The organism is Bacillus sp. FSL M7-0003 (assembly GCF_038628485.1).
Classification (GTDB): Bacteria; Bacillota; Bacilli; order Bacillales; family Bacillaceae; genus Bacillus; species Bacillus safensis.
Window position 1 is genome coordinate 3,351,679 of record NZ_CP152024.1, and the last position, 23,142, is coordinate 3,374,820.

Here is a 23,142-nt window from a genome sequence, read left to right on the forward strand (position 1 = left end):
CATTTCCTTTAATTATAATAGTTTACTTTACGACATTTTCTGAGCATTTTTCCTAATATTCTCTTTATATTCTATTATAAAATGATCTGACCGAAGGAGGAAATGAGTCTTGTTAAAAATTTTTACGACCCAGTTATCAGGTATTTTTTCACGTATTGGAGAAAAGCAGGCTGAAGCGATTGAGGACGGTGCACGCCTTCTTGCACAGGCTGTGGTCAGTGGACATGCCGTTTATTTTCATGGAAAGAATGAACTGGCTGCTGTCGCCCTAGAGGCATCTGAAAGCAAGGAGCCATTTCCCGGTGCGAAGGTACTGCCCCTCGATCAAAAGGAGCGCAGCTTACTTCATCCAAGTGACAGGGTGCTGCTATTTTATTCAGACCCAGAAGATCCAGAAATTCAATCTCTTATCAAAGAACTGCACGAACAAGGAACACCCGTTGTTGGTGTAGGACCGGCACAAAAGGAGCCGTCCACGATTGAAGAGCATTGTGATATCCACATTGATTTCCAGCTCAAGAAACCGCTTGTGCCCGCTGAAGATGGGACAAGGTTTGGTTATCCTGCTTTAATGACCTGCTTATACGTCTACCACGCTCTATCGTTTACTGTGAAGGAAATCGTTGAGGAATATGAATAAAAAAACTGCCGAGAAGTGATATTCTCGGCAGTTTTTTGTTTTATTTTGATTCAGATGCTTGGAGTGAAGCACCAACGAAATCTCTAAATAACGGCTGTGGTCTTGTCGGTCTTGAAACAAATTCTGGGTGGAACTGAGAAGCAAGGAACCAAGGGTGATCCTTCAGCTCAATAATTTCAACAAGACGTCCGTCTGGACTTGTACCTGAGAAGACAAAGCCTGCTGCTTCCATTTGCTGTCTGTATTCGTTATTAAACTCGTAGCGATGACGGTGGCGTTCGTAGACCACTTCGTCATTGTATGCAGCAAATGCTTTTGAGTCTTCATTTAATTTACAAGGGTATAGACCGAGACGAAGTGTTCCGCCTAGATCATCTACATCCTTCTGTTCTGGAAGAAGGTCAATGATTGGGAATGCTGTTTCAGGATCAATTTCCGCTGAATGAGCTCCCTCAAGGCCTAATACGTTTCTCGCGTATTCGATAGATGCCACTTGCATTCCTAAGCAGATTCCGAAGAATGGCACTTTGTATTCACGGGCATATTGCGTAGCAATGATTTTCCCTTCTACTCCGCGGTCTCCGAAGCCTCCAGGAACAATAATACCGTCAACATCTTGTACGAAATCAGCGATATTCTCTGCTGTCACTTCTTCTGCATTGATCCATTTAATTTGAACATCTGCATCAAACGCATAACCAGCATGACGAAGTGATTCAACGACTGAAATATAAGCATCTTGCAGCTCAACATACTTCCCTACAAGACCAATTGTGACTTGTTTCGAAAGGTTTTGCACTTTATCAACAAGCGCTGTCCACTCCGTCATGTCCGCATCTTGGCAGTCAAGTTTCATATGTTCACATACTAGCTTGTCCAGCCCTTGTTTTTGTAAATCAAGCGGAATGGAGTATAGCGTGTCCGCATCCTGACATTCGATAACAGCTTTTGTATCAATATCACAAAATAGCGCAATTTTGTCCTTCATATCTTGCGTCATTGGCATTTCCGTTCTGACCACGATGACGTTTGGCTGAATACCAAGACTGCGAAGTTCTTTTACACTATGCTGTGTTGGTTTTGTTTTCAATTCACCCGCTGCACGGATGTAAGGAACAAGGGTACAATGAATGTACATCACGTTTTCACGGCCGATGTCACTCTTCATTTGACGAATGGCTTCAAGGAATGGAAGGGATTCGATATCTCCTACTGTTCCGCCGATTTCTGTAATGACCACATCTGCACCCGTTTCTTTTCCGGCACGGTACACGCGGTCTTTGATTTCATTTGTAATGTGGGGAATGACCTGTACTGTTCCACCTAAGTAATCACCGCGGCGCTCTTTCTTCAGAACAGTAGAGTAGATTTTACCAGTTGTGACATTGCTGTACTTGTTTAAGTTAATATCAATGAAACGCTCGTAGTGACCTAAGTCAAGGTCTGTTTCAGCACCATCATCTGTGACAAAAACCTCACCGTGCTGGTATGGACTCATTGTCCCCGGGTCTACGTTGATGTATGGATCGAATTTTTGAATGGTAACATCCATCCCTCTATTTTTCAGAAGGCGGCCTAACGATGCAGCCGTGATTCCTTTTCCAAGTGAGGAAACAACTCCTCCTGTTACAAAAATATACTTTGTCATTTCGTATGCTCCTCTCTTTTTTACCCTTGCATGTCTACACATGCACAGCTTCATCCTTTTTAGAGTGTATCCCTAAATCTCTTGAAAAATAAGAAAGCTCCCTTTCAAATAAATGAAAGGGAGCGTAAATGAACGTATCTTTACGTACTCTTTTTTAGAGAGCCCAAAATACATACTACATAGTTCGCTCTCGAAAGTCAAGACGGTTTTGTCCTGTTTTGAAGACCGGTTTGAGAGGGTTATTTGTCTTCCTCATCATCGTCTAAATCGTCTTCATCAATCTCCGTTAAGCCGTCATCATCTTCATCATCATCTTCGTCGAAGTCTTCAAGATCTTCTTCAATTTCTTCATCATCGTCTAGGTCGAGATCATCGTCGTCTTCAACAAGATCAAGATCTTCTTCAAGCTCGTCGATTTCTTCTTCCTCTTCGATCTCATCGAAGTCATCTTCAACGACAGCTGCTTTTGATTTTTTCTTTTTCGCTTTTGTTTTCACAGCTGGCTGAACTTCTTCTTCGATTTGATCAACTGGATACCAGCTGCGAAGTCCCCATCTCTGATCACCTAACGAAATAAAGCGGCCATCTATATTTAAGTCTGTATAAAATTGAGCAAGTCGATCATCTAGATCGGATTTTTGTATTCCTTGCAAACGGACAATTTCATCTATTAACTCGGAAAACGTAATTGGTGTTTTACTGTCTCTGAAAATTTCATAAGCAAGTTCAACTAAAGACATTTGTTTGAGCTGTTCCTGTGAGTATTCTTTCAAACTCAAGGTCAGACACTCCCTTTCTATTACATGTATGTATCCATTTATCAGTGAAATAATAAGTACTTATACCTTATTCTTACGACAAACCATACCTCTCATTATAAACAAATTAGGGGAGTTTATGCCACCTTTATTGATGTTAATTTTTGATTTTTCTCACGGGGAGCACCTAGAGTGTGTACGGTATGCTTTTTGTCGTTCAGTTTTTTCTCGTCTGTTTTAAAATGGGATGTTCTGTATGAGTGAGACAACGATAGGAATCGTGAATAACATTCCAGCAGACATGAGTACGATTAGTTTTCTGCGGCTGTTTTCTTTTTCTTCCTGCTTTTTTGGAGATTTCGAAAGCTCCGCGGACACCATGATCCAGATCACCATCGTGACGATTGCCAAAATGCCAATAATTGTTGAGTTCATCATCATAACCTCCATATTGATATTTTCCCTAATTTTAACATAATACGATGATGATATGGATGAACATTGACAATGCGCTTACATTTGAAAACTGCATGACAAACGAAAACAGACCACCTCACGTTCAGGCGGTCTTTGCTTGTTTTCTACATATCTAGCAGTTTCCTTGAGATGACCAGACGCTGGATTTCCTGAGTTCCTTCATAAATTTGAGTGATTTTCGCATCACGCATGTATCGTTCGACTGGGTAATCCTTTGTGTAGCCGTACCCGCCGAAGATTTGAACCGCTTCTGTCGTCACCTTCATCGCTGTATCACCGGCAAAGAGCTTGGACATGGCAGATTCCTTTCCATACGGGAGGCCTTTCGTTTCGAGCCATGCCGCCTGGTAAGTAAGCAGCCTTGATGCTTCAATCGCTGTTGCCATATCAGCCAGCTTAAAGGCGATCCCTTGCTGCTGAATGATTGGTTTGCCAAATTGTTTACGCTCCTTGGCATAATCAACCGCCGCATCAAGAGCGCCTTGAGCAATCCCAACCGCCTGTGCAGCAATGCCGTTTCTACCGCCATCGAGTGTCATCATGGCTATTTTGAAACCTTCTCCTTCTTGACCGAGCCGGTTCCTTTCATGAATTCGGCAATCTTCAAATCGAATTTCAGTTGTTGGCGAAGAACGTATGCCCAGTTTGCTTTCCTTTTTGCCAACGGAAAAACCAGGTGTCTCTTTTTCTACAATAAAAGCAGTTGTATTTCGAGACGAAGCTTCTTGGTCTGTTACGGCAAACACAATATAATAATCTGCAATGCCTCCATTTGTAATAAAAATTTTCGCCCCGTTCAGGACATATTCACTGCCTGCCTTGACGGCCGTTGTCTTCATTCCGCCAGCATCTGAACCAGAACCGCTCTCAGTTAGTGCGTATGCTCCCATCTTCTGCCCTTCTGCAAGCGGCTTTAAGTAGTTCTCTTTTTGTTCCTTTGTTCCGAATGTATAGATTGGCCATGAAGCAAGAGATGTATGAGCGGACAGGGTGACACCTGTAGAGGCGCACACTCTTGAAAGCTCCTCAACTGCTATGACGTAGGCTAAATAGTCACTACCAATTCCGCCCACGTCTTCCGGCCAAGGGATACCCGTCAAACCGAGCTCCGCCATTTTGCGAAAAATAGATGGATCATATGTCTCTGTTTCGTCTCGCTTTGCTGCTGTTGGCTCCACTTCATTTTTCGCAAAGTCTCTCACCATTTTTTGAATCATTTCATGTTCATCACTTAATTGGAACTGCATCGTGAGCCACCTCGTTTCATATTAGCTGTTTACAGATGACCAGCCTTTGAATTTCACTTGTTCCTTCATAGATTTCACAAATTTTCGCATCACGAAAGTAACGTTCTGCTTGATAGCGATTCGTATAACCATCCATGCCTAGCAAATGGATCGCTTCTGTACTGATCTCTACCGCCGTTTTTGAAGCAAATAGCTTTGCCATTGATGCTTCCTTAGTGACCGGTCGATTTGCCTCTTTGAAAGAAGCCGCTTGATAGACGAGCAGTTTGGCTGCCTCAAGCTTCGCCGCCAAGTCGCCCAGCCGAATCGTCGTTTCAAGACCTGCTGGATGCTTCTTTAAATAGGTCACTGCCTCGGTTAAAGCGGCTTCTGCAATGCCAAGGCTTTGAGCCGCAATTCCGATTCTCCCTGCATTTAGGCTGGACATGGCAATTTGAAAGCCCTCTCCTTCTGCACCGAGCAGCTGATCTTTTGGAATCCGCACGCCATCAAAATGAAGCGTGACTGTTTTTGAACCGTGCAGTCCCATCTTTTTCTCATCTTTTCCAATCGTAAATCCCGGCGTATCTTTCTCGACAATGAACGCCGATATATTTTTTCTCGCAGAAGCCGGATCAGTCACCGCAAAGACAAGATACAGTTCTGCTTCTCCGCCGCTTGTGATAAAGATTTTCGTCCCACTTAATACATAATCGCCGCCCACACGCTCTGCTCTTAACTGAATACTGGAGGCATCTGATCCAGCCTTTGGTTCAGTCAAACAAAAGGCGCCCAGCTTCTTCCCGGATGCAAGCGGCGGCACATAAGTTTCTTTTTGTTCCTTCGTTCCAAAAGTCAAAATAGGCATCGTCACAACAGATGTATGAACGGACACAATGACACCGATGGTCGCACTCACTTTCGATAATTCATGGATTGCGATGATATACGTTGTAAAATCTGCTCCTAAGCCTTGATACGAAGCTGGTATTGGAATTCCTAGATAGCCTTTCCGCCCCATTTCACTTAAAAGGGTGTTTGGAAACCGGCCTTGTTCCATGGCTTCTACTTCAGGGAATATACGCTGGCGTGCAAATTCTGCTGTCTGTTCTCTCCAGAGACGCTGTTTATCCGTAAGCAAAACATCCATCTTGACTCCCCCTATGAGTGGTCGTGGTATGTGTAAAAACCTCTCTTTGTCTTTTTGCCCAGCCAGCCTGCATTCACGTATTTTTTCAAAAGAGGACAAGGTCGATATTTGCTGTCTCCAAGTCCCTCGTGAAGGGTATTCATAATAAATAAACATGTATCCAGTCCGATGAAATCAGCTAGACGAAGCGGCCCCATTGGATGATTCATCCCAAGTGTCATCACGTCATCAATGCTTTCTGCATCTGCTACGCCTTCATACAGGGTGTAAATGGCTTCATTGATCATTGGCATCAATATGCGATTTGATACAAACCCCGGAAAGTCTTCCACTTCAATTGGGGTTTTGTTTAATGTCTTCGCTGTTTCATAAACAACTTGATATGTGTCATCACTCGTTTGCAGTGCTCGAATGACTTCAACGAGTTTCATGACAGGAACCGGATTCATAAAATGCATGCCAATCACTTTATCCGGTCTGCTCGTCACAGCTGCTAATTCTGTGATCGACAAGGAAGACGTGTTTGTCGCAATTATGGCCTCAGCCTCTGCAAATTGATCAAGTGTTTCAAAGATTTGTTTTTTCACACTCATTTGTTCTGATGCGGCTTCTATGACTAAATGAGCCTGTTGCATGTCTTTTAAATCTGTGGAAACGGCAAGCCGCTGCGTAATATCTCGGACTGCCTGATGTGCCAGCTTTCCTTTTTCTGCCCGCTTCGTCAGTTGTTTGGTCATGGAGGAAATCGCTCGATGAATCTGCTTTTCTGATACATCATGAAGCAGGACTGTATAGCCTGACTGAGCAAACACTTGGGCAATGCCTGATCCCATTTGACCAGCCCCAACGACCATAACGGTCTCTTCTATACTCATCAATAAACACCTCCCTTTGCATCTACCTTTATCATGATGGCGTCTCCTTGACCGCCTCCGCTGCAAATCGCCGCAATGCCAAGGCCTCCGCCTCTTTGTCTTAATGCATGAATCAATGTCAATATGACGCGTGTTCCGCTTGCCCCAATCGGATGACCGAGTGCGACAGCCCCCCCGTTGATATTCATTTTCCGCCGGTCGATCCCGGTTATTTTTTCACATGCCAAAGCCACAGCTGAAAAGGCCTCATTGATTTCAAACAAATCAATATCCTCTAGGCGCTTTCCTGTTTTCTTTAAAAGCTTCTCGATAGCAAAGGCTGGTGTTTTCGGAAAATCCTTCGCCTCTACAGCAACCTGAACATGACCGAGAACGACTGCCATTGGCTTTACGTCATGCCGTGCAGCATACGTGTCTTTCATTAAAAGGAGCGCACTTGCACCATCATTGACACCTGGTGCATTTCCAGCGGTGATGGTCCCCTTCTGATCAAAAACAGGCATGAGCTTAGACAGCCGTTCATATGACGGATCACGCCGCGGAGACTCATCTTCTGTGATCAGCCGTTCTCCCGTTTTTATTTTGACGGTGACGGGGGTGATTTCATGTTGAAAAAAGCCGTTTTTTTGCGCTTCGATGGCCCGTTCATGACTTCTGAGTGCCCACAGATCCTGCTCTTCGCGCGTGATGCCGAGCTCCTTTGCAGCCATACTTCCATACTCACCCATATGAACGCCTGTAAACGAACAGGTTAACCCATCTAAAATCATCGCATCTTGTACTGCACCATCTCCCATTTTGTAGCCCCATCGCGCTTTTTTTAGCAGATAAGGAGCGTGAGACATAGATTCCATACCGCCCGCTGCGATGACCTCAGCATCTCCGGCTCGAATGATTTGATCTGCTGCAGTCACACTGCGCATTCCGGATGCACAGACTTTATTGATGGTTTGTGTTGGAACAGACCAAGGAAGATCAGCATATCTTGCTGCTTGCCTTGAAGGAATCTGCCCTTGCCCTCCTTGTAACACACATCCCATGATGACCTCATCTATTTCATGAGAACCCGAAACTCTTTCCAGTGCAGCCTTGATCGCTATACCGCCTAGTTCTGCGGCAGTCAAACCACTGAGAGCACCGCCTAGTTTTCCAAATGGTGTTCTTGCTCCAGATACAATGACCGTCGTACTCATATATGCCCCTCCCCGTTTGTTACCGCTTACATATCATTTAGGCAGCTGATGAAACAGCGCCATGGATAAGCCGATGAACATCCTATTCATCGGCCTGTCATGTTTACGACACCTGCTTTCCAGGCTCACCAAACACTGATTTTTCAAGAAGTTCGGCGACATCAAATGTGCCTACCTGCTCCTCTACTTCCTTCGCCTTCGTCCCATCTCCCAGCATCGTTAAGCAATAAGGACACCCTGAGCTGATGATGGACGGCTGTACCTGTAACGCCTGCTCCGTTCGTGCAGTGTTAATCCGGGTACCCGTCTCTTCTTCCATCCACATTAAGCCCCCGCCTGCTCCGCAGCACATACCAGTTTCACGATTGCGCTCCATTTCTTTCAGCGTCACACCAGGAATGGCTTTTAAAATGTCTCTTGGCGGATCGTACACTTCATTATATCTGCCTAGGTAGCAAGAGTCGTGGAACGTAATCACTTCGTTTACTTCATGTACAGGTGTTATTTTCCCTTCTTTCACTAACTCTGCCAGTAATTCTGTATGATGGTACACTTCTGCCTCAAGTCCGAAGTCTGGATATTCATTTTTAAATAAGTTGTAGGCGTGTGGATCAATCGTGACGATCTTTGTAACGCCGTTTTTCTGGAATTCTTCAATGTTTTTTGCAGCAAGCTCTTGGAATAAAAATTCGTTTCCGAGTCTTCTTGGTGTATCACCTGAGTTCTTCTCTTTATTGCCTAGGATCGCAAAGGAGACCCCCGCTTCATTGAGTAGCTTCGCAAAGGCAAGCGCAATCTTTTGGCTTCGATTGTCATAAGCCCCCATTGAACCAACCCAGAATAAATAATCAAAAGTTTGCTCTGCTTTTTTCAGCTCTTTCACTGTCGGCACATGCACATCTTCTCTCAGTTCACGCCAATTTTCTCTTTCTTTCCGGTTTAATCCCCACGGATTCCCTTGGCGCTCAATGCTTGTCATGGCACGCTGTGCATCTGCGTCCATTTTTCCTTCAGTCAAGACAAGATATCTGCGCATATCAATAATCTTATCAACGTGTTCATTCATGACAGGGCATTGGTCTTCACAGTTTCGGCACGTCGTACATGCCCAGATTTCTTCTTCTGTAATGACCTCTCCAATAAGAGAAGGATGATATATCGAGCTGGCAGCCGACTCTTCCGCACCTGCTCCTCTCGCCTGCAGTGCCAGTTGGTTTCCTGTTGTCTGCTTGAAGGCAAGCTGCGGGACCCAAGGTGTCTTTGATGTAATAGCGGCTCCTTTATTGGTTAAATGATCTCTTAGCCTTAAAATCAAATCCATCGGAGACAGCATCTTCCCTGTCCCTGTTGCCGGGCACATATTCGTGCAGCGCCCGCATTCCACACAGGCGTAAAGGTCGATGAGCTGAGACTGACGGAAGTCTTCAATTTTTCCCACACCGAAGGTCTCTTGTGTCTCATCTTCAAAATCGATCTTTTGCAGCTTGCCTGGCGGGTCTAATCTGCTGACAAATACATTCACAGGCCCTGCAATTAGATGAGCGTGCTTTGACTGCGGAACATATACTAAGAAGGTCAGCAAAATAAGAAGATGCACCCACCATGCGGCATAAAAAACAATCGCAGCCGCAAGAGGTGAAATTCCGCCCAGCAAGAAAGCAATACCAGAAGCGATTGGCTCAGTTGGTGATAGAGAGTGTCCATGCCAGATGATGTTCATGCCGTTCCCAAGTAAGACTGTCAGCATTAAGCCGCCAATAAATAAGAGCACTAGACCCGATTTGAAGCCTCGTTTTAAACGGACAAGCTTCTCCACGTATCTTCTATGGAACGCCCATACAACGGCCACTAAAATGAGAAGTGTGACAATCTCTTGGAAAAACGTAAAGACGCCGTACACCGGACCTAAAGGAAGCCCGCTGTCTGGAATAAGCCCCTTCAAAATAAAATCAAGGGCTCCGAACTGTACAAGGATAAATCCGTAGAAAAACAGCACGTGAATGATGCCGCTCTTCTTGTCCTTTAACAGCTTCTTTTGCCCAAATACATTGACCCAAACACGCTCTAAGCGTTTCTTCATGTCTTGTTGAAACTCTTCTTTTTTACCAAGACGAATATAAGCCGCTCGTGTTCGAATGAGATAAACAAACAAATACACTGCGTAAGCGGTCACCGCCGCAAATGCGATCAAGTTGATGATTAAAAGGCTATTCATCTTGCTCCCCCTTTCATTCCCCAAAACCCTCTTTGTTCCGTTTCCATGTTGTACCTCTATCATAAATAATGAATGAGTATTCAGTCAATATTTTTTACACGTTTGGGTACACTATTGAAATATGCAAAAAAGGAGGAAGTTTCATGATCGCATTGATCATCCTACTCGTACTCATTGCCATCGTTTTGCTCGTGATGTTAGACCTTTATATGGGGAGAAAATATTTTTCTTCTCACGCATTTGAACGGTCTTTTGACCAAACAAGCGGCGATGCTGCCTTTTATCATGATGGCGAACCATTTTTCGATCAGCTGCTTACCGATATACAGCAGGCCTCTTCTTCTATTCATATGATGTTCTTTATTGTAAAGAACGACAAGATTGGTCAAAGGGTCTTACAAGCATTGAAAGCCAAAGCGGAGCAAGGAGTTTCCGTCTTTTTGCTGACCGACCGATTAGGCTCCTATCCGTTTGATCAAAAGGCGATTGACATGCTAGAAAGAAGCGGCATTCAATTTTACTTTTTAAATAAGCCTCGTTTTCCTTTTTTGATTTACCGTCTAAACATGAGAAATCACCGTAAAATTACGGTGATTGATGGGAAAATTGGCTATATTGGCGGATTTAATATAGGTGATGAATATGTTGGGAAGAAAGGCCGGTTTGGCATTTGGAAGGATTATCATTTGCGGATGACTGGACAGGTTGTCGCAGATCTCCAGCATGTATTTCTGAATGATTTGTACCGTTCGTCTGGCATTCATCAGCTGCAATATGAGGTTTTCCCTGCATTGGAACCGGGAACATTACAATGCACAACACGTGCGACTGCCGGTTTTTCTTTAGAAGCCTTATTTCTCCAAGATATTCAGCAGGCGAGAAAACACATCATCATCTGTACGCCTTATTTTATTCCATCAGCTCCTCTTCTAAAGGCGCTGCTTGATGCACGAAAGCGGGGCGTCACAGTTGAAATCATCATTCCAATGAAAGCGGATCATCCACTTGTCAAAGAGGCTGGCTTTCATTATTTGAAGGACCTGATTGCCTCTGGATGTCTTGTTTATCGTTTCTATAAAGGATTTTATCATTCGAAAGCCATTTTGATTGATCACAGCCGCTGTATGATCAGTACCGCGAATTTTGATAAACGCAGCTTGTTTTTAAACGAAGAAGTAGATGTAGCCATTGATGATCCCGCTTTTACTGCACACGTAGAAGAAAAGATTCGGGAGCATATGGAGGTTTCTGAGATCCTGACAGAAGAAACATTGTCAAAGCGTCCGATTTTCACTCGGCCGCTTGAGTGGGTTGCCGCCATGTTCTCGTATTTTTTATAAAGGAGATGACCTATGCGTTATCGATTTGGTTATGTATCCAATGCCGTCACCTTGTGGGAAGCTTCTCCTGCCAAGTCGCTGACCTTTGCTAGATACAGCAAGCTCGCTAAGGGAGAAAGAAAAGAGGCTTTATTGCGAACAACGAAGGCCAATCTCGTGAATACATTAAGAACGCTTTATTTCGCCATTGCTCATAATATCCCGCTTTACCGTTTTTCAAGCTCGATCGTCCCGCTCGCGACCCATCCAGAGGTGCGCTGGGACTTTGTGACACCTTTTCACAAAGAATTTCTTGAGATCGGCAAGCTGGTGAAACGGCACGGCTTACGGGTCAGCTTTCACCCCAATCAATTCACCTTGTTTACTAGCCCCAAACCTTCCATTACAGAAAATGCCGTCATCGATATGACGTACCATTATCAGATGCTTGAGGCGATGAAGCTCGATAAGGAAGGCTACATGAACATTCATGTAGGCGGGGCGTACGGCGATAAAGAATCGGCTCTCCAACGCTTTGATGAAAATATCAAACAGCTTCCAGCTCATATCAAAGCGAGAATGACACTTGAGAACGATGACAAAACATATACGTCGCTCGAAACGCTTGGTGTATGTGAAAAGCATGACATTCCGTTTGTTTTTGATTACCATCATCATGTGGCAAATAAAGATGACGATGCCGCACTCGATGACATCCTGCCAAGAATGTTCGACACGTGGACAAACACTGGCATTCCGCCCAAAATCCATTTGTCTTCACCTAAATCAGAAAAAGCTATACGCAGTCATGCAGATGGAGTAGATATGAATTTTGTCTTACCGCTTTTTCAAGCATTAAAACCGTATGGCCGGGATGTAGATTTCATGATTGAAGCAAAATTAAAGGATCAGGCTCTGCTCCGTCTAGTCGAAGAGCTGTCTGCGATAAGGGGCAATCGGCGGACGGGCGGAGGAACCATTGAGTGGAAATCATAAAGAAAGGTTTACCTTTGTGCAAATGGGGGTAACAAAGCTATTGTGAGAAAGTAATTAACAGGAGGATATGAAGATGTCTCAAATCTATTCAATCCGAATCGCTGCGAAAGCGTTGAATTTACATAAGCTTATTTCTCTTTATGAAAAGTGCCAGCAGGCTCAGCATCGTATATATGTGTATTCTAAAAAAACAATGTGCAGCATTAAGAACATCGTAGAGCTTGAAACCTTCAGGCTCACTCATTTAGAGTCTGACTACTTAATTGTCGTAGAGGGGAAAAAAGCGCAAGATCTCCTTCAGCCGTTTGAAAAAGAGACGGTTTCATAAAGAAGAGCAGCCGCGGGCTGCTCTTTCAGATTGGTTGACAAAGGGCTAAAATGATGTTGATTTTAGCCCTTTGTCTTCTTTTCAGCGTGATAGAAAACCTTTGCAGCCTAGGAAGGACGAGTACCGGAGCGGAGCGAATTTGACATTCGTGAGCACCGGCACGCAGGCCTGACACCGAATGCGAGGGTTTGTCTACATGCTGGGAGAGCAGCCGCGGGCTGCTCTTTTGCTATATCCACTCTTTTGTTAACCAAACTTGTTTGGAGGATGCATCCATTTTCACTTTTGCCCCGATTGGCATCGTAAGCATTGGGTGCGTATGGGCACAGTCAAAATCAGCGATGAGTGGTCTTTTTGTCTCTCCGAGCACCTCAAGTAAAATCTCGTAAGGTTCTTTGCCCGTTCCTTCATCATCAAACAGCTCATGTTTTCCTAAAAGAATCCCTGATACCCGTTCAAACACTCCATTTACTTTCAATAAAGAGAAGTTCTTTTCTACAACTGACGCGGTTTTCATACAATCTTCAATGAGAAGGATGTCTCCGTTTTTCACCGCTGGCATGAATTCACTTCCCCATATGCCGTACATCGCATTCAAGTTTCCGCCGATCAATCTGCCTTCTGCCTGTCCCTCTATGGCGCACAGCCAATCATTCGGACGCTGTTTTTTGTCACGCGTCTTTTCTTCCCAATTGATTCGTTCATCTGTCCAAAAAGGCGGTTTTTCAATCTGATAAGGTATGGTTTGCTGGGACTTCAGGATGTCCTCAAACGACTGATATGTATAAGTGACAAACGGTTCAAACTCGCCAAAAGAAGGAACAAGCGCCGGCCCGTAGAAAACAGGCAGTCCCGTTTTTTCGTACGCCGCTAAAAGAATCGCTGTCGCATCTGAATAACCGATCATGATTTTCGGATGTTGTTTCAGCAGGTCAAAATCAAGATAAGGCAGCAAACTATTTGAATTCGTCCCGCCAATCATTGACATGATGCACGCCAAGTCCTCTCTAGCCATCAGCTCATTCAGCTCATCTGCTCGTTCTTGAATTGTACCTGAACGGTAGTAATCCTCTTTCCCTGTTAATGATCCTGGAACCACAATGAATCCTTTTTGCTCAAGCCACTTCTTCGCCCGCTCATACCTAAGAGGCGAGGTCGCTGATGCAGGACTAGAAGGTGAAAATATACCGATCTTATCGCCCTTTTGTAATCGCCGAAGCCCCTTCATTCCATCAGATCCTTCCTACACGCATTTTTTCTATCCTAACAAAAAAAGCCCTTTAACAAAAGAGCTCTCAGATTGTTGACAAAGGGCTAAAATGATCTTTATTTTAGCCCTTTGTCTTCTTTTCAGCGTGATAGAAAACCTTTGCAGCCCTAGGAAGGACGAGTACCGGAGCGGAGCGAATTGACATTCGTGAGCACCGGCACGCAGAACTGCGGGCGAATGCGAGGGTTTGTCTACGCACTGATCAATGACCAAACTGCGCTTCATGCAGTCTGCTGTATACGCCGCCCATTTGGATGAGGTCTTGGTGGCGGCCTTGTTCTTGGACGCCTTCCTCTGTCACGACGATGATACGGTCGGCGTGTTTAATTGTTGCCAGGCGGTGGGCAATGACGAGTGTTGTCCTGCCGACAGCCAGTTCGCTCAGTGCATCCTGTATAGCTTTTTCTGTTTCTGTATCAAGTGCTGATGTAGCTTCATCTAAAATAAGAATCGAAGGATTTTTTAGGAACATCCGCGCAATTGACAAGCGCTGCTTTTGACCGCCTGACAGTTTGACGCCGCGCTCGCCTATCACCGTATTTAATCCTTCTGGGAAACGCTGAACAAGTTCCTCTAAATGCGCACGACGTACAGCCTCCCAAATCTCTGCATCGCTGGCTTCTAGGTTGCCGTACGCGATGTTTTCTCGAATGGTGCCTGAGAATAAAAAGACATCCTGCTGCACAATGCCGATCTGCTGTCTTAAAGAAGACAGGGTCATCGATTTTGTACTCACACCATCAATCGTAATCTCCCCTTTGTCCACATCATAAAAACGTGGCAGCAAACTGCAAATCGTCGATTTCCCGGCTCCTGAGGGACCGACAAACGCAACAGTTTCTCCTTGTTTGATCTTCAAATCGATATCCTTTAACACATGGCTGTGCTCATCGTAGCCAAATGTCACGTTTCGATATTCAATTTCACCTTTTAGCCCGAATACATCACGAGCTCCCTCTGTATCCTTCACATCTGGCTCTGTTTCAAGTAAATCGACATAGCTTTTAAAGCCCGCAATTCCTTTTGGATACATTTCAATCACTGTGTTGATTTTATCAATCGGTCTGAATAAGACATTTGTAATGAGAACAAACGCGATAAATCCACCTGCCGTTAATTGCCCTTGCAGAACAAACCATGTCCCTGCCAGAAGGACAAACAGTGTCACAAGACGTGTGAGAATGTAACTGATTGAGCCGTTGACCGACATGATTTTATATGAAAGAAGCTTCGCTTTCCGAAAGCGGTTGTTGTTTTCAGCAAAACGCTTTTTCTCGAAATGTTCGTTGGCAAAGGCTTGAACAAGACGAATGCCGCCAATATTGTTTTCAACCCTTGCATGAAAGTCTCCAATGTCATTGTTCAGCTGTGTAATCGCCTGCGTCATCTTCTTATTAAAATGAAGGGCGAGCCAGATGATGACAGGCATGATCAAGAAGGTTAAAATAGCAAGCTGCCAGTTAATCATCAGCATGACAGCAAAGGCACCAAGAATCGTCATAATTGCAATAAACAAATCCTCAGGTCCGTGATGAGCCACCTCACCAATGTACATGAGGTCATTTGTCATCCGAGACATAAGCTTACCCGTTTTGTTGTTATCAAAGAACTTAAATGAGAGACGCTGAAAATGATCAAACAGCTTCTTCCTCATATCTGTTTCAATATTAATACCTAACATGTGCCCCCAGTACGACACAATAAACTGCATAACCGAGCTGAGTGCATAAATGATAAACAGAGCAAGTGCGGTCCAGGCAATGACCGTCCAATTCCCTGTTGGTAATAATGTATCAATGAAGTAGTTCACGATCAGCGGGAAACCAAGTTCCATTAATCCAACTGCGACAGCGCAAAAGAAATCTAAAAAGAACAGACCGCGATAGGGCCTGTAATAGGCAAAAAAGCGTTTTAGCATATGTAAAAGAACCTCATTTCCTCTATAATTGATAATCATTTTCAATTATAGAGGAATCCTCTTCAAAATACTAGATCAGGAAATGATTTCATTGACTGGAAATCCTCATAATACGCCAGAAAACAACCGGGCAAATGATTCCTTCAACCGCTCTTTTAAGCCTCTTTTATAAAAATGTACAGGACCCATTTGCTCACATTCCTTCATATCTTCCTCATAGTGGGCCATCAATTGCTCAATTGGCTTTTTCGCAGCTGTAAAGACATTGACCTCAAAATTGAGCTGAAAGCTTCTCATATCGACATTGGCGGTGCCGACAGAGGCGAGTTCTCCATCAGCAATCATCACCTTTTGATGCATAAACCCTTTTTGATAGTGATACACCTTGATGCCCTCTTTTAGAAGCTCAGAAAAATAGGATCTTGTGGCATATTGCGTGAGAAAGCCGTCATTGATCTCCGGTACCATCACCCTCACATCCACCCCTCTTGTGGCAGCGATTTTGAGCGCAGTGCGAATCGATTCGTTTGGTACAAAGTAAGGAGTGGCAATCCAGACAAATTGTTTCGCATTAGAAATGAGAGCATCATATAAATCACTCATACTTTCTTTCATATCAGGTCCAGTTGGTACAACCTGAATGACATCATCGCCTGTCACAGAATGCGGCGTATGATACTTCGGATCATCAATTAATACTTCATCTGATACATACTCCCAATCCAGCATAAAAACGGAGTGAAGGGTCTGAACAGCCTCACCCTTTAACATGGCATGCGTATCACGCCAAAAGCCGATCTTTTCATCCCGTCCTACGTATTCCTTGCCGACATTTAACCCGCCGACAAACCCTGTCTCTCCATCAATAATGACGATTTTCCGGTGATTTCGGAAATTGAATTTTTGATTAAAGAATCCATATTTTAAAGGTAGAAAAGGAGCGACCTTGACCCCTGCCTGCTTCAAGCGTTTAATATCTTTTCGTGAGAAACGAATGCTGCCCGCCGCATCATATATGAAGCGGACCTCTACCCCTTCTTTCACTTTTTCAATCAAAATCTCCATCATTCGGTGGCCGAGGAAATCAGATTTAAACATGTAATATTCAATATGAATGAATGATTTTGCTTTTTTTAACTCTTCAAAAATTCGGGGAAACGTCTCCTCTCCATTCTTTAAAATGTCCATATCACTATTTGTATTCACATGCATGCCTGTAGCTTTTTCTGTGTATTGAAAAAAACCACGCTGATTATCAGTTAAACGTGATTCATCCGGCTTGCTCTCAAGCTCAGATATTCTTCTTAATTTTTCACGGTTATACATTCTCTTTGATTTGAATAAATGACCTTTTACATAGAGCTGTCCTGAGAACAGATAGAACATATAGCCAATGATCGGGAAAAAAATCAGCACATATATCCATAATAACGTGTGCTGTGATGTACGATTCTCCAGCATGAGTGAGATGATACTAAATAAAATAATGGCGATATAAATCGCTGCGTACAGCTGAACGCTCCACGCCGGCACAGTCCACCAATACACCACATATGCCCCAAATATCATAAAATATAAAAATAAAAATTCCAGTCTTCTCTTTTTCACATTCTCCGCCCTCATTCTGTCTTTTTCTCTTCCATACCCTTTGCACAGCTTGTATGAAACGCACAACCCATTCCTTTCTCCTAGCCTTTACAGACTTGCGCTATTTGATCCGATATAATGGAGAAATACGTGATGGAAAGGAAGATTTGTTTATGCATACACCCTCACCTTTAAAAAAAGGCGGGCATATTCGTGTCATCGCCCCAAGCCGAAGTGCCAGCATTTTATCAAAAGAAGGAATTTCTCAAGCGAAAAAACGTTTAGAGTCTTTAGGTTTCACTGTCTCTTTTGGACAGCATGTGTTTGAATGTGACATTCATTCCTCATCGTCTATTGAACACCGCTTGTCTGATCTGCATGAGGCGTTCAAAGATGATGAGGTCGATGGTATTTTGACAGCCATCGGAGGCTTTAACTGCAATGAACTTTTGCCTTATATTGATTACGACTTGATCCGACAGCATCCTAAAGTCCTTTGCGGCTATAGTGACATCACTGCACTTGCAAACGCCATTACAGCGAAATGTGATATGGTGACATATTCTGGCCCCCATTTCTCAAGCTTTCAAATGGAGCAGGGACAGGAAGAGCAGACCGCCATGTTTCAAGCTTGCTTGATGAACGGCGGCGAACCGTTTGATGTGATTCCTTCGACAAAATGGAGTGATGACGCGTGGTATCTCGATCAAGCGAACAGGCAGTTTCATCCGACGAAATGGAACATATATCAGGAAGGAACAGCTGAAGGCACCTTGTTTGGCGGAAACCTTTGTACACTGAACTTACTGCAAGGGACATCGTTTATGCCGAATGTAAAGGATGCCATCTTATTTGTGGAAGATGATGAGCTGGTGTTCCCTGAAATGTTCGCCAGAGACCTTACCTCTCTCTTGCAGCATGCAGAAACAATCAAAGGGTTGATCATCGGACGCTTTCAGAAGAAATCCAACATGACAGAGGAACATTTAAGATTCATCCTAGATAAACATCCAATGCTCAAACACATCCCTGTGATTTACGATGTCGATTTCGGACATACACAGCCAGTCTTCACCTTCCCGATTGGCGGAAACGTTCAGCTAGCGTGTACAAATGGAGACGTGAAGCTGCGCATTCATTCATAACTTAAGACCAAAAAGCACCCGAATAGGCGGTGCTTTTTTCTATAACACTATCTTTTTTAAAATTTTTTTAGAAAAAGTGATCCAACCCTTCATTCCCTTCGTTAAGTAGATGTAAAAAGAAAAGAGAGGAGGCAAAAACATGTTTTCTGATGTACTTAGCCAATTATTCGATTCTATCTCTAACATCATAAACACACTTGGATAATTTCATTTGACGCACACATACTACATGCTTACCGAAGGGAGGCACACTCTATGTTCTCTGATGTACTTAGCCAATTATTTGATTCTATTTCTAACATTATTAATACACTTGGATAATTTTTAAAACCCGCTATCCTCAAGAGATAGCGGGTTTTTACATGTTTTGAGTGGATGACATGTTGTTCCATTAAATAAATCTAGAACAATGCCTTCTATGAGCATGTTTCTGTTAAGTTATTTAAACAAACCTAATTGGATGCTATAATCTATTAAAGGAATATATTAACTATTTAAGGAGATATAATGAAAAAACGTTTGATTGGTTTGTTTTTTATTACTCTTTGTATTCTTGGATTAAGTTCCACTCCAAATCGTCTCACTCTTTCTGAAGAAGAATTAGATCAAAAGGTAGCACAAGTATTAGACTCGTTATGGAAAGAGCATGACTTGTTACATTATCAAATCGTTAAGACAGATCCCACAATTTCCATAGGCATCAATACTTCAAAAGATATAGCAGGTTTGCAGTCTGTATTAGAAAAGAAACTTCCTAAACAAGCATTAGAGAATTATGAAATTGAGATTTTCCAGAGAAATAAAAATGATATAAACGTTGAATGACAAAAACCCACTCCTGTTCCGAGTGGGTTTCTGCGTGTTCTTACATCTTCTCCGGAGCCGATACACCAATTAGTTTTAATGCATTAGCAAGCGTGATTTGTGTTGCTTTCATGAGTGAAAGACGTGCTGTTGTTTTTGTTTCGTTTTCTGCGTCAATGACCTTCTCGGCATTGTAGAAGCTGTGAAGGGCTGATGCCAGGTCATAAATATAGTTCGTCACACGGTGCGGAATACGCTTTTCAGCTGCTTCTGCTACAACTTCTGGGAAGCTGCCAATGATTTTCAGAAGATCGTATTCTTTTTCCGATTGAATGTGAGAGAAATCGGCTTTTTCAAGGTTCGGTTCATAGCCTTTTTCTTCACCTTGACGCAGCATGCTGCAAATTCTCGCATGCGCATATTGTGCATAGTACACAGGGTTTTCGTTAGACGTAGAAATCGCTAAGTCTAGGTCAAAGTCCATATGTGTCGCCGCACTTCTCATCGCAAAGAAATAACGAGTCGCATCTAAGCCGACTTCTTCAATCAGATCACGCATTGTGACGGCTTTTCCTGTACGCTTACTCATCTTCATCTTTTCGCCGTTTTTGTAAAGATGCACAAGCTGAATGATTTCTACTTCAAGCTTGCCAGCTGGATATCCAAGTGCTTGGATCGCCGCTTTCATCCGAGGAATATAGCCGTGATGGTCCGCTCCCCAAATGTTAATGAGCTGGTCAAAGCCTCTGTCCAATTTGTCTTTATGATATGCGATATCTGGAAGCAGGTAAGTGAAGCTGCCGTCTTTTTTAATCAGTACACGGTCCTTGTCATCGCCAAAATCAGTTGAACGGAGCCATGTTGCGCCGTCTTCTTCAAAGACATAGCCTTTTTCACGAAGTGTTTCCAGCGCTGGTTCGATTTTTCCGTTTTCATATAAAGAGGTTTCTGAATACCATACATCAAATGGCACACGGAAATTCTCAAGGTCTACACGTAATTTCTCTAATTCGTATTTCAAGCCGTATTCACGGAAGAACTTCATCCGCTCTTCTTCCGGCTCATGAACGAAACGGTCACCAAATTCATCCGCAAGCTTTTGTCCGATGCCTTTGATGTCTTCTCCTCTGTAGCCGTCTTCAGGCATTTCTTTTTCAAGACCGAGTGCCTCAAAATAACGTACTTCTACAGATAAAGCGAGGTTATTGATTTGATTCCCTGCATCGTTGATATAGTATTCACGGCTCACATCGAACCCTGCTTTATCAAGGATGTTACAAAGGGAATCTCCTACAGCTGCCCCGCGGGCATGTCCAAGGTGAAGGTCACCTGTTGGGTTGGCTGAGACGAATTCGACTTGCACCTTTTGACCGCCGCCTGTATTCGTTTCGCCATAAGCTTCTTTTGCCTCAAGGACAGCTGGTATGAGCTTTGTTAAATACTGATTGTTCATATAAAAGTTAATGAACCCTGGACCTGCGATATCCAGTTTTTCAATGGAAGCTTTCCCTTTATCAAACGCATTGACGATGTCTTCTGCGATTTGACGAGGTGCTTTTTTCGCAATGCGGGCAAGCTGCATCGCCATGTTGGTAGAGTAATCACCGTGTGTTTTGTCTTTCGGCACTTCTAAAAGGACATCTGGCACCTGGCTTTCATCGGCAAGTCCTGCTTTGACGACTGCCGCTATGATTTCTTCTTTTAACGCATCTTTGACCTGTTCTGCGATATTCATGAACGTAAATCCTCCTTATACGAAATCGATAATGTATGTAAATGCTTTTGATCTTCTCCTGTCAGCATATCGTACGTAATGTGCAGCAGCCCCTTGTCCACATCGAGATCAATACCATGTGTGTGCACATCTAGCTGAAGTGTACCGAATGGCATCGTGTAATGTGTGACGGTCGTTTCTCCAATGAGAAAGCGCTGCTTCATTTGAATAGCCCCTGATCTCATCACAAAAATTTCCTTTTCACTCATTTTCACAACGGTTCTTACTTGACCCATTTCATGTTCTTCATGGTAAGTGAGATACGTTTTGTCATTCTTCTCTTGGTACGTTCCAGTCGTGCGGAATTCGATCGTTTCAGCCGGCTCCGTCTCTGGTTTCATCACTGACTTTACATGAATTGAAATTTGGTTTTGTGTCATTTTGCACTTCCTTTGCTAAGACCCGTTTAACTAAAATAGTATACCATAATCATGATCGCCTATCATACCATCATTTCTCTTCTTCACGGCGATTAAACTTCGTTTTTCATCTTCAGCCATCCCTTTAGAAAAAAAGAAAAATACAACTGACCACTACGACAAGTCCAGCCTTTACACCTAAGTCTTTTCTTTTCATTAAGTAAAAAAGAGCCTGTATGCCTGAACTTGCCAAAAATGCCTGAAAAAAATCAAATGGTGCGATTTGATCCTTTTTAAATAACTGCATGAATAACGCAATGGACGTCAGATAGAAAAAGCCTCGATCGTGAAACAGCCCCAGCATCTCTTCCTTTGCTTCCTTCTTTGAAGCAAAAACAGGCGGATCAGCTGCGAGCTCTCGTTTCAATGTGAGAAAGCCTGCCCCTAACACACATAAAGCGAGGAACACCATCAATATTGACGAAAACATGAGCTCCCTCCTTTATTTTTTGACCAATGTAAAAAAAGAGCTTGTCCACATGAGATGACAAGCTCCTCTATCAACTGATTATTTCACAAATCCAAGCAGCATTTCGCGTAAAAGCTTACTCGCTGTATTCGCTGTTTGGTCAGAGTGATCATATACAGGTGCTACCTCGACAAGGTCTGCCCCAACGACTTGGACGTCAGATCCTGCAATCGCATGAATGGATGCAAGCAGCTCTTTTGATGTAATACCGCCAGCATCTACCGTTCCTGTACCAGGTGCATGAGCTGGGTCAAGTACATCAATATCGATCGTCACATATACTGGACGCCCTTTTAGCTTTGGCAATACTTGCTTCAATGGCTCCAGCACTTCAAATTTAGAAATGTGCATACCCGCTTCTTTTGCCCATTCAAATTCTTCTTTCATTCCAGAACGGATGCCGAAAGAGAATACATTTTCAGCTCCAATCAGTCCTGCAACTTTACGAATCGGTGTTGAATGTGAAAGCGGCTCACCCTCATATTCCTCACGAAGATCTGTATGTGCGTCCATATGGATGATGGCCAAATCAGGGTATTTCTTATACATTGCACGGAAAACCGGCCAAGACACAAGATGCTCGCCGCCCATTCCTAATGGAAACTTCCCTTTTTCTAAAATGCTGTCGACATACTCTTCAATTAAATCTAAGCTCTTTTGTGCATTCCCAAAAGGAAGTGGGATGTCACCCGCATCAAAGAATGGCACCTCATGCAGCTCACGATCTAAATAAGGGCTGTATTCCTCTAAACCGATCGATACTTCACGAATGCGGTTCGGACCGAAACGTGAACCTGGGCGGTAGCTGACTGTCCAGTCCATCGGCATGCCGTATAAAATGACCTTTGCATCTTCCCATGTCGGATGACTTCCAATAAACACTTTTCCTGAATAAGCCTCGTCGAATCTCATGCAAGATTCCTCCTTTTAC

At 43.5% G+C, this 23,142-nt stretch carries 21 protein-coding genes; 6 read left to right on the forward strand and 15 right to left on the reverse strand.

What is annotated here, in order from left to right:
* Nucleotides 1-109 precede the first annotated feature (109 nt).
* Nucleotides 110-640 (forward strand): DUF2529 domain-containing protein, encoded by a 531-nt coding sequence (locus tag MHI23_RS17215; protein ID WP_342492121.1) that lies wholly within the window; start codon nt 110-112, stop codon nt 638-640.
* 40 nt (nt 641-680) lie between these two features.
* Here the strand turns inward: MHI23_RS17215 and MHI23_RS17220 are convergent, their stop codons facing one another.
* The 8 genes from MHI23_RS17220 to MHI23_RS17255 all read right to left on the reverse strand — a co-directional run bounded on the left by MHI23_RS17220 (nt 681) and on the right by MHI23_RS17255 (nt 10,182).
* The gene (locus tag MHI23_RS17220; RefSeq protein WP_342492122.1) at nt 681-2,288 is read right to left on the reverse strand and encodes a CTP synthase; all 1,608 of its coding nucleotides are present in this window, start codon (nt 2,286-2,288) and stop codon (nt 681-683) included.
* Between the two features lie 239 nt (nt 2,289-2,527).
* Complete coding sequence (rpoE, locus tag MHI23_RS17225; RefSeq protein ID WP_024423751.1) at nt 2,528-3,067, reverse strand: DNA-directed RNA polymerase subunit delta; 540 nt, start codon at nt 3,065-3,067, stop codon at nt 2,528-2,530.
* Between the two features lie 216 nt (nt 3,068-3,283).
* Complete coding sequence (locus tag MHI23_RS17230; RefSeq protein ID WP_342492123.1) at nt 3,284-3,481, reverse strand: hypothetical protein; 198 nt, start codon at nt 3,479-3,481, stop codon at nt 3,284-3,286.
* Nucleotides 3,482-3,627: 146 nt separating this feature from the next.
* On the reverse strand, nt 3,628-4,770 hold the full coding sequence (locus MHI23_RS17235; protein WP_025093873.1) for an acyl-CoA dehydrogenase: 1,143 nt from the start codon (nt 4,768-4,770) through the stop codon (nt 3,628-3,630).
* Between the two features lie 16 nt (nt 4,771-4,786).
* Nucleotides 4,787-5,899 carry an acyl-CoA dehydrogenase family protein gene (locus MHI23_RS17240; RefSeq protein ID WP_268421727.1) on the reverse strand — a complete coding sequence of 371 codons (1,113 nt, stop codon included), beginning with the start codon at nt 5,897-5,899 and terminating at the stop codon, nt 4,787-4,789.
* Between the two features lie 11 nt (nt 5,900-5,910).
* Nucleotides 5,911-6,774, reverse strand: coding sequence for a 3-hydroxybutyryl-CoA dehydrogenase (locus MHI23_RS17245; RefSeq protein WP_098677165.1), 864 nt, complete (start codon nt 6,772-6,774; stop codon nt 5,911-5,913).
* Nucleotides 6,774-7,967, reverse strand: coding sequence for an acetyl-CoA C-acetyltransferase (locus tag MHI23_RS17250; RefSeq protein ID WP_098677164.1), 1,194 nt, complete (start codon nt 7,965-7,967; stop codon nt 6,774-6,776). The genes MHI23_RS17245 and MHI23_RS17250 overlap by 1 nt, the downstream gene beginning before the upstream one ends.
* A gap of 103 nt (nt 7,968-8,070) precedes the next feature.
* Complete coding sequence (locus MHI23_RS17255) at nt 8,071-10,182, reverse strand: heterodisulfide reductase-related iron-sulfur binding cluster (RefSeq protein ID WP_034622513.1); 2,112 nt, start codon at nt 10,180-10,182, stop codon at nt 8,071-8,073.
* Nucleotides 10,183-10,325: 143 nt separating this feature from the next.
* Here MHI23_RS17255 and cls (MHI23_RS17260) point away from each other — a divergent pair, with 143 nt between their 5' ends.
* The 3 genes from cls (MHI23_RS17260) (at nt 10,326) to MHI23_RS17270 (ending at nt 12,825) form a co-directional block, all read left to right on the forward strand.
* The gene (cls, locus tag MHI23_RS17260; RefSeq protein WP_098677163.1) at nt 10,326-11,522 is read left to right on the forward strand and encodes a cardiolipin synthase; all 1,197 of its coding nucleotides are present in this window, start codon (nt 10,326-10,328) and stop codon (nt 11,520-11,522) included.
* A gap of 12 nt (nt 11,523-11,534) precedes the next feature.
* A complete protein-coding gene (gene uvsE / locus MHI23_RS17265; protein WP_098677162.1) occupies nt 11,535-12,497 on the forward strand; it encodes a UV DNA damage repair endonuclease UvsE in 963 nt (320 codons plus the stop codon).
* Nucleotides 12,498-12,570: 73 nt separating this feature from the next.
* Nucleotides 12,571-12,825, forward strand: coding sequence for a hypothetical protein (locus tag MHI23_RS17270; RefSeq protein WP_024423759.1), 255 nt, complete (start codon nt 12,571-12,573; stop codon nt 12,823-12,825).
* A gap of 229 nt (nt 12,826-13,054) precedes the next feature.
* On the opposite strand, the gene MHI23_RS17275 is transcribed toward MHI23_RS17270, so the two are convergent.
* From MHI23_RS17275 to cls (MHI23_RS17285), 3 genes are all read right to left on the reverse strand, one after another.
* Nucleotides 13,055-14,053 (reverse strand): S66 peptidase family protein, encoded by a 999-nt coding sequence (locus MHI23_RS17275; protein ID WP_098677161.1) that lies wholly within the window; start codon nt 14,051-14,053, stop codon nt 13,055-13,057.
* A 244-nt stretch (nt 14,054-14,297) separates the two neighbouring features.
* Nucleotides 14,298-16,013, reverse strand: a complete 1,716-nt coding sequence (locus MHI23_RS17280) for an ABC transporter ATP-binding protein (RefSeq protein WP_098677201.1) — start codon at nt 16,011-16,013, stop codon at nt 14,298-14,300.
* Nucleotides 16,014-16,118: 105 nt separating this feature from the next.
* Nucleotides 16,119-17,621, reverse strand: coding sequence for a cardiolipin synthase (gene cls / locus MHI23_RS17285; RefSeq protein WP_255290968.1), 1,503 nt, complete (start codon nt 17,619-17,621; stop codon nt 16,119-16,121).
* Nucleotides 17,622-17,773: 152 nt separating this feature from the next.
* On the opposite strand from cls (MHI23_RS17285), the gene MHI23_RS17290 reads away from it, so the two are divergent.
* Both MHI23_RS17290 and MHI23_RS17295 read left to right on the forward strand, forming a co-directional pair.
* Nucleotides 17,774-18,745: a S66 peptidase family protein gene (locus MHI23_RS17290; protein WP_098677160.1), complete on the forward strand. Its 972-nt coding sequence runs from the start codon at nt 17,774-17,776 to the stop codon at nt 18,743-18,745.
* A 507-nt stretch (nt 18,746-19,252) separates the two neighbouring features.
* Nucleotides 19,253-19,570 carry a hypothetical protein gene (locus tag MHI23_RS17295; RefSeq protein WP_098677159.1) on the forward strand — a complete coding sequence of 106 codons (318 nt, stop codon included), beginning with the start codon at nt 19,253-19,255 and terminating at the stop codon, nt 19,568-19,570.
* A 40-nt stretch (nt 19,571-19,610) separates the two neighbouring features.
* Here MHI23_RS17295 and argS read toward each other — a convergent pair whose 3' ends face one another.
* The 4 genes from argS to speB all read right to left on the reverse strand — a co-directional run bounded on the left by argS (nt 19,611) and on the right by speB (nt 23,123).
* A complete protein-coding gene (argS, locus tag MHI23_RS17300) occupies nt 19,611-21,284 on the reverse strand; it encodes an arginine--tRNA ligase (protein WP_098677158.1) in 1,674 nt (557 codons plus the stop codon).
* A complete protein-coding gene (locus tag MHI23_RS17305) occupies nt 21,281-21,703 on the reverse strand; it encodes a DUF1934 family protein (protein ID WP_342492124.1) in 423 nt (140 codons plus the stop codon). The genes argS and MHI23_RS17305 overlap by 4 nt, the downstream gene beginning before the upstream one ends.
* 124 nt (nt 21,704-21,827) lie before the next feature.
* Nucleotides 21,828-22,172 carry a hypothetical protein gene (locus tag MHI23_RS17310; RefSeq protein WP_098677157.1) on the reverse strand — a complete coding sequence of 115 codons (345 nt, stop codon included), beginning with the start codon at nt 22,170-22,172 and terminating at the stop codon, nt 21,828-21,830.
* A 78-nt stretch (nt 22,173-22,250) separates the two neighbouring features.
* Nucleotides 22,251-23,123: an agmatinase gene (gene speB, locus MHI23_RS17315; protein ID WP_039182190.1), complete on the reverse strand. Its 873-nt coding sequence runs from the start codon at nt 23,121-23,123 to the stop codon at nt 22,251-22,253.
* Nucleotides 23,124-23,142 lie beyond the last annotated feature (19 nt).

Bases quoted from the DNA above. Each gene is read 5' to 3' on its own strand.
- cls (WP_098677163.1), top strand. From the start codon at position 10,326: ATGATCGCATTGATCATCCTACTCGTACTCATTGCCATCGTTTTGCTC.
- argS (WP_098677158.1), bottom strand. From the start codon at position 21,284: ATGAATATCGCAGAACAGGTCAAAGATGCGTTAAAAGAAGAAATCATA.
- MHI23_RS17235 (WP_025093873.1), bottom strand. From the start codon at position 4,770: ATGCAGTTCCAATTAAGTGATGAACATGAAATGATTCAAAAAATGGTG.
- uvsE (WP_098677162.1), top strand. From the start codon at position 11,535: ATGCGTTATCGATTTGGTTATGTATCCAATGCCGTCACCTTGTGGGAA.
- MHI23_RS17245 (WP_098677165.1), bottom strand. From the start codon at position 6,774: ATGAGTATAGAAGAGACCGTTATGGTCGTTGGGGCTGGTCAAATGGGA.
- MHI23_RS17250 (WP_098677164.1), bottom strand. From the start codon at position 7,967: ATGAGTACGACGGTCATTGTATCTGGAGCAAGAACACCATTTGGAAAA.
- speB (WP_039182190.1), bottom strand. From the start codon at position 23,123: ATGAGATTCGACGAGGCTTATTCAGGAAAAGTGTTTATTGGAAGTCAT.
- MHI23_RS17290 (WP_098677160.1), top strand. From the start codon at position 17,774: ATGCATACACCCTCACCTTTAAAAAAAGGCGGGCATATTCGTGTCATC.
- MHI23_RS17240 (WP_268421727.1), bottom strand. From the start codon at position 5,899: ATGGATGTTTTGCTTACGGATAAACAGCGTCTCTGGAGAGAACAGACA.
- MHI23_RS17220 (WP_342492122.1), bottom strand. From the start codon at position 2,288: ATGACAAAGTATATTTTTGTAACAGGAGGAGTTGTTTCCTCACTTGGA.
- MHI23_RS17230 (WP_342492123.1), bottom strand. From the start codon at position 3,481: ATGAACTCAACAATTATTGGCATTTTGGCAATCGTCACGATGGTGATC.
- MHI23_RS17270 (WP_024423759.1), top strand. From the start codon at position 12,571: ATGTCTCAAATCTATTCAATCCGAATCGCTGCGAAAGCGTTGAATTTA.
- MHI23_RS17310 (WP_098677157.1), bottom strand. From the start codon at position 22,172: ATGTTTTCGTCAATATTGATGGTGTTCCTCGCTTTATGTGTGTTAGGG.
- MHI23_RS17275 (WP_098677161.1), bottom strand. From the start codon at position 14,053: ATGAAGGGGCTTCGGCGATTACAAAAGGGCGATAAGATCGGTATATTT.
- MHI23_RS17280 (WP_098677201.1), bottom strand. From the start codon at position 16,013: ATGCTAAAACGCTTTTTTGCCTATTACAGGCCCTATCGCGGTCTGTTC.
- MHI23_RS17255 (WP_034622513.1), bottom strand. From the start codon at position 10,182: ATGAATAGCCTTTTAATCATCAACTTGATCGCATTTGCGGCGGTGACC.
- MHI23_RS17295 (WP_098677159.1), top strand. From the start codon at position 19,253: ATGAAAAAACGTTTGATTGGTTTGTTTTTTATTACTCTTTGTATTCTT.
- MHI23_RS17305 (WP_342492124.1), bottom strand. From the start codon at position 21,703: ATGACACAAAACCAAATTTCAATTCATGTAAAGTCAGTGATGAAACCA.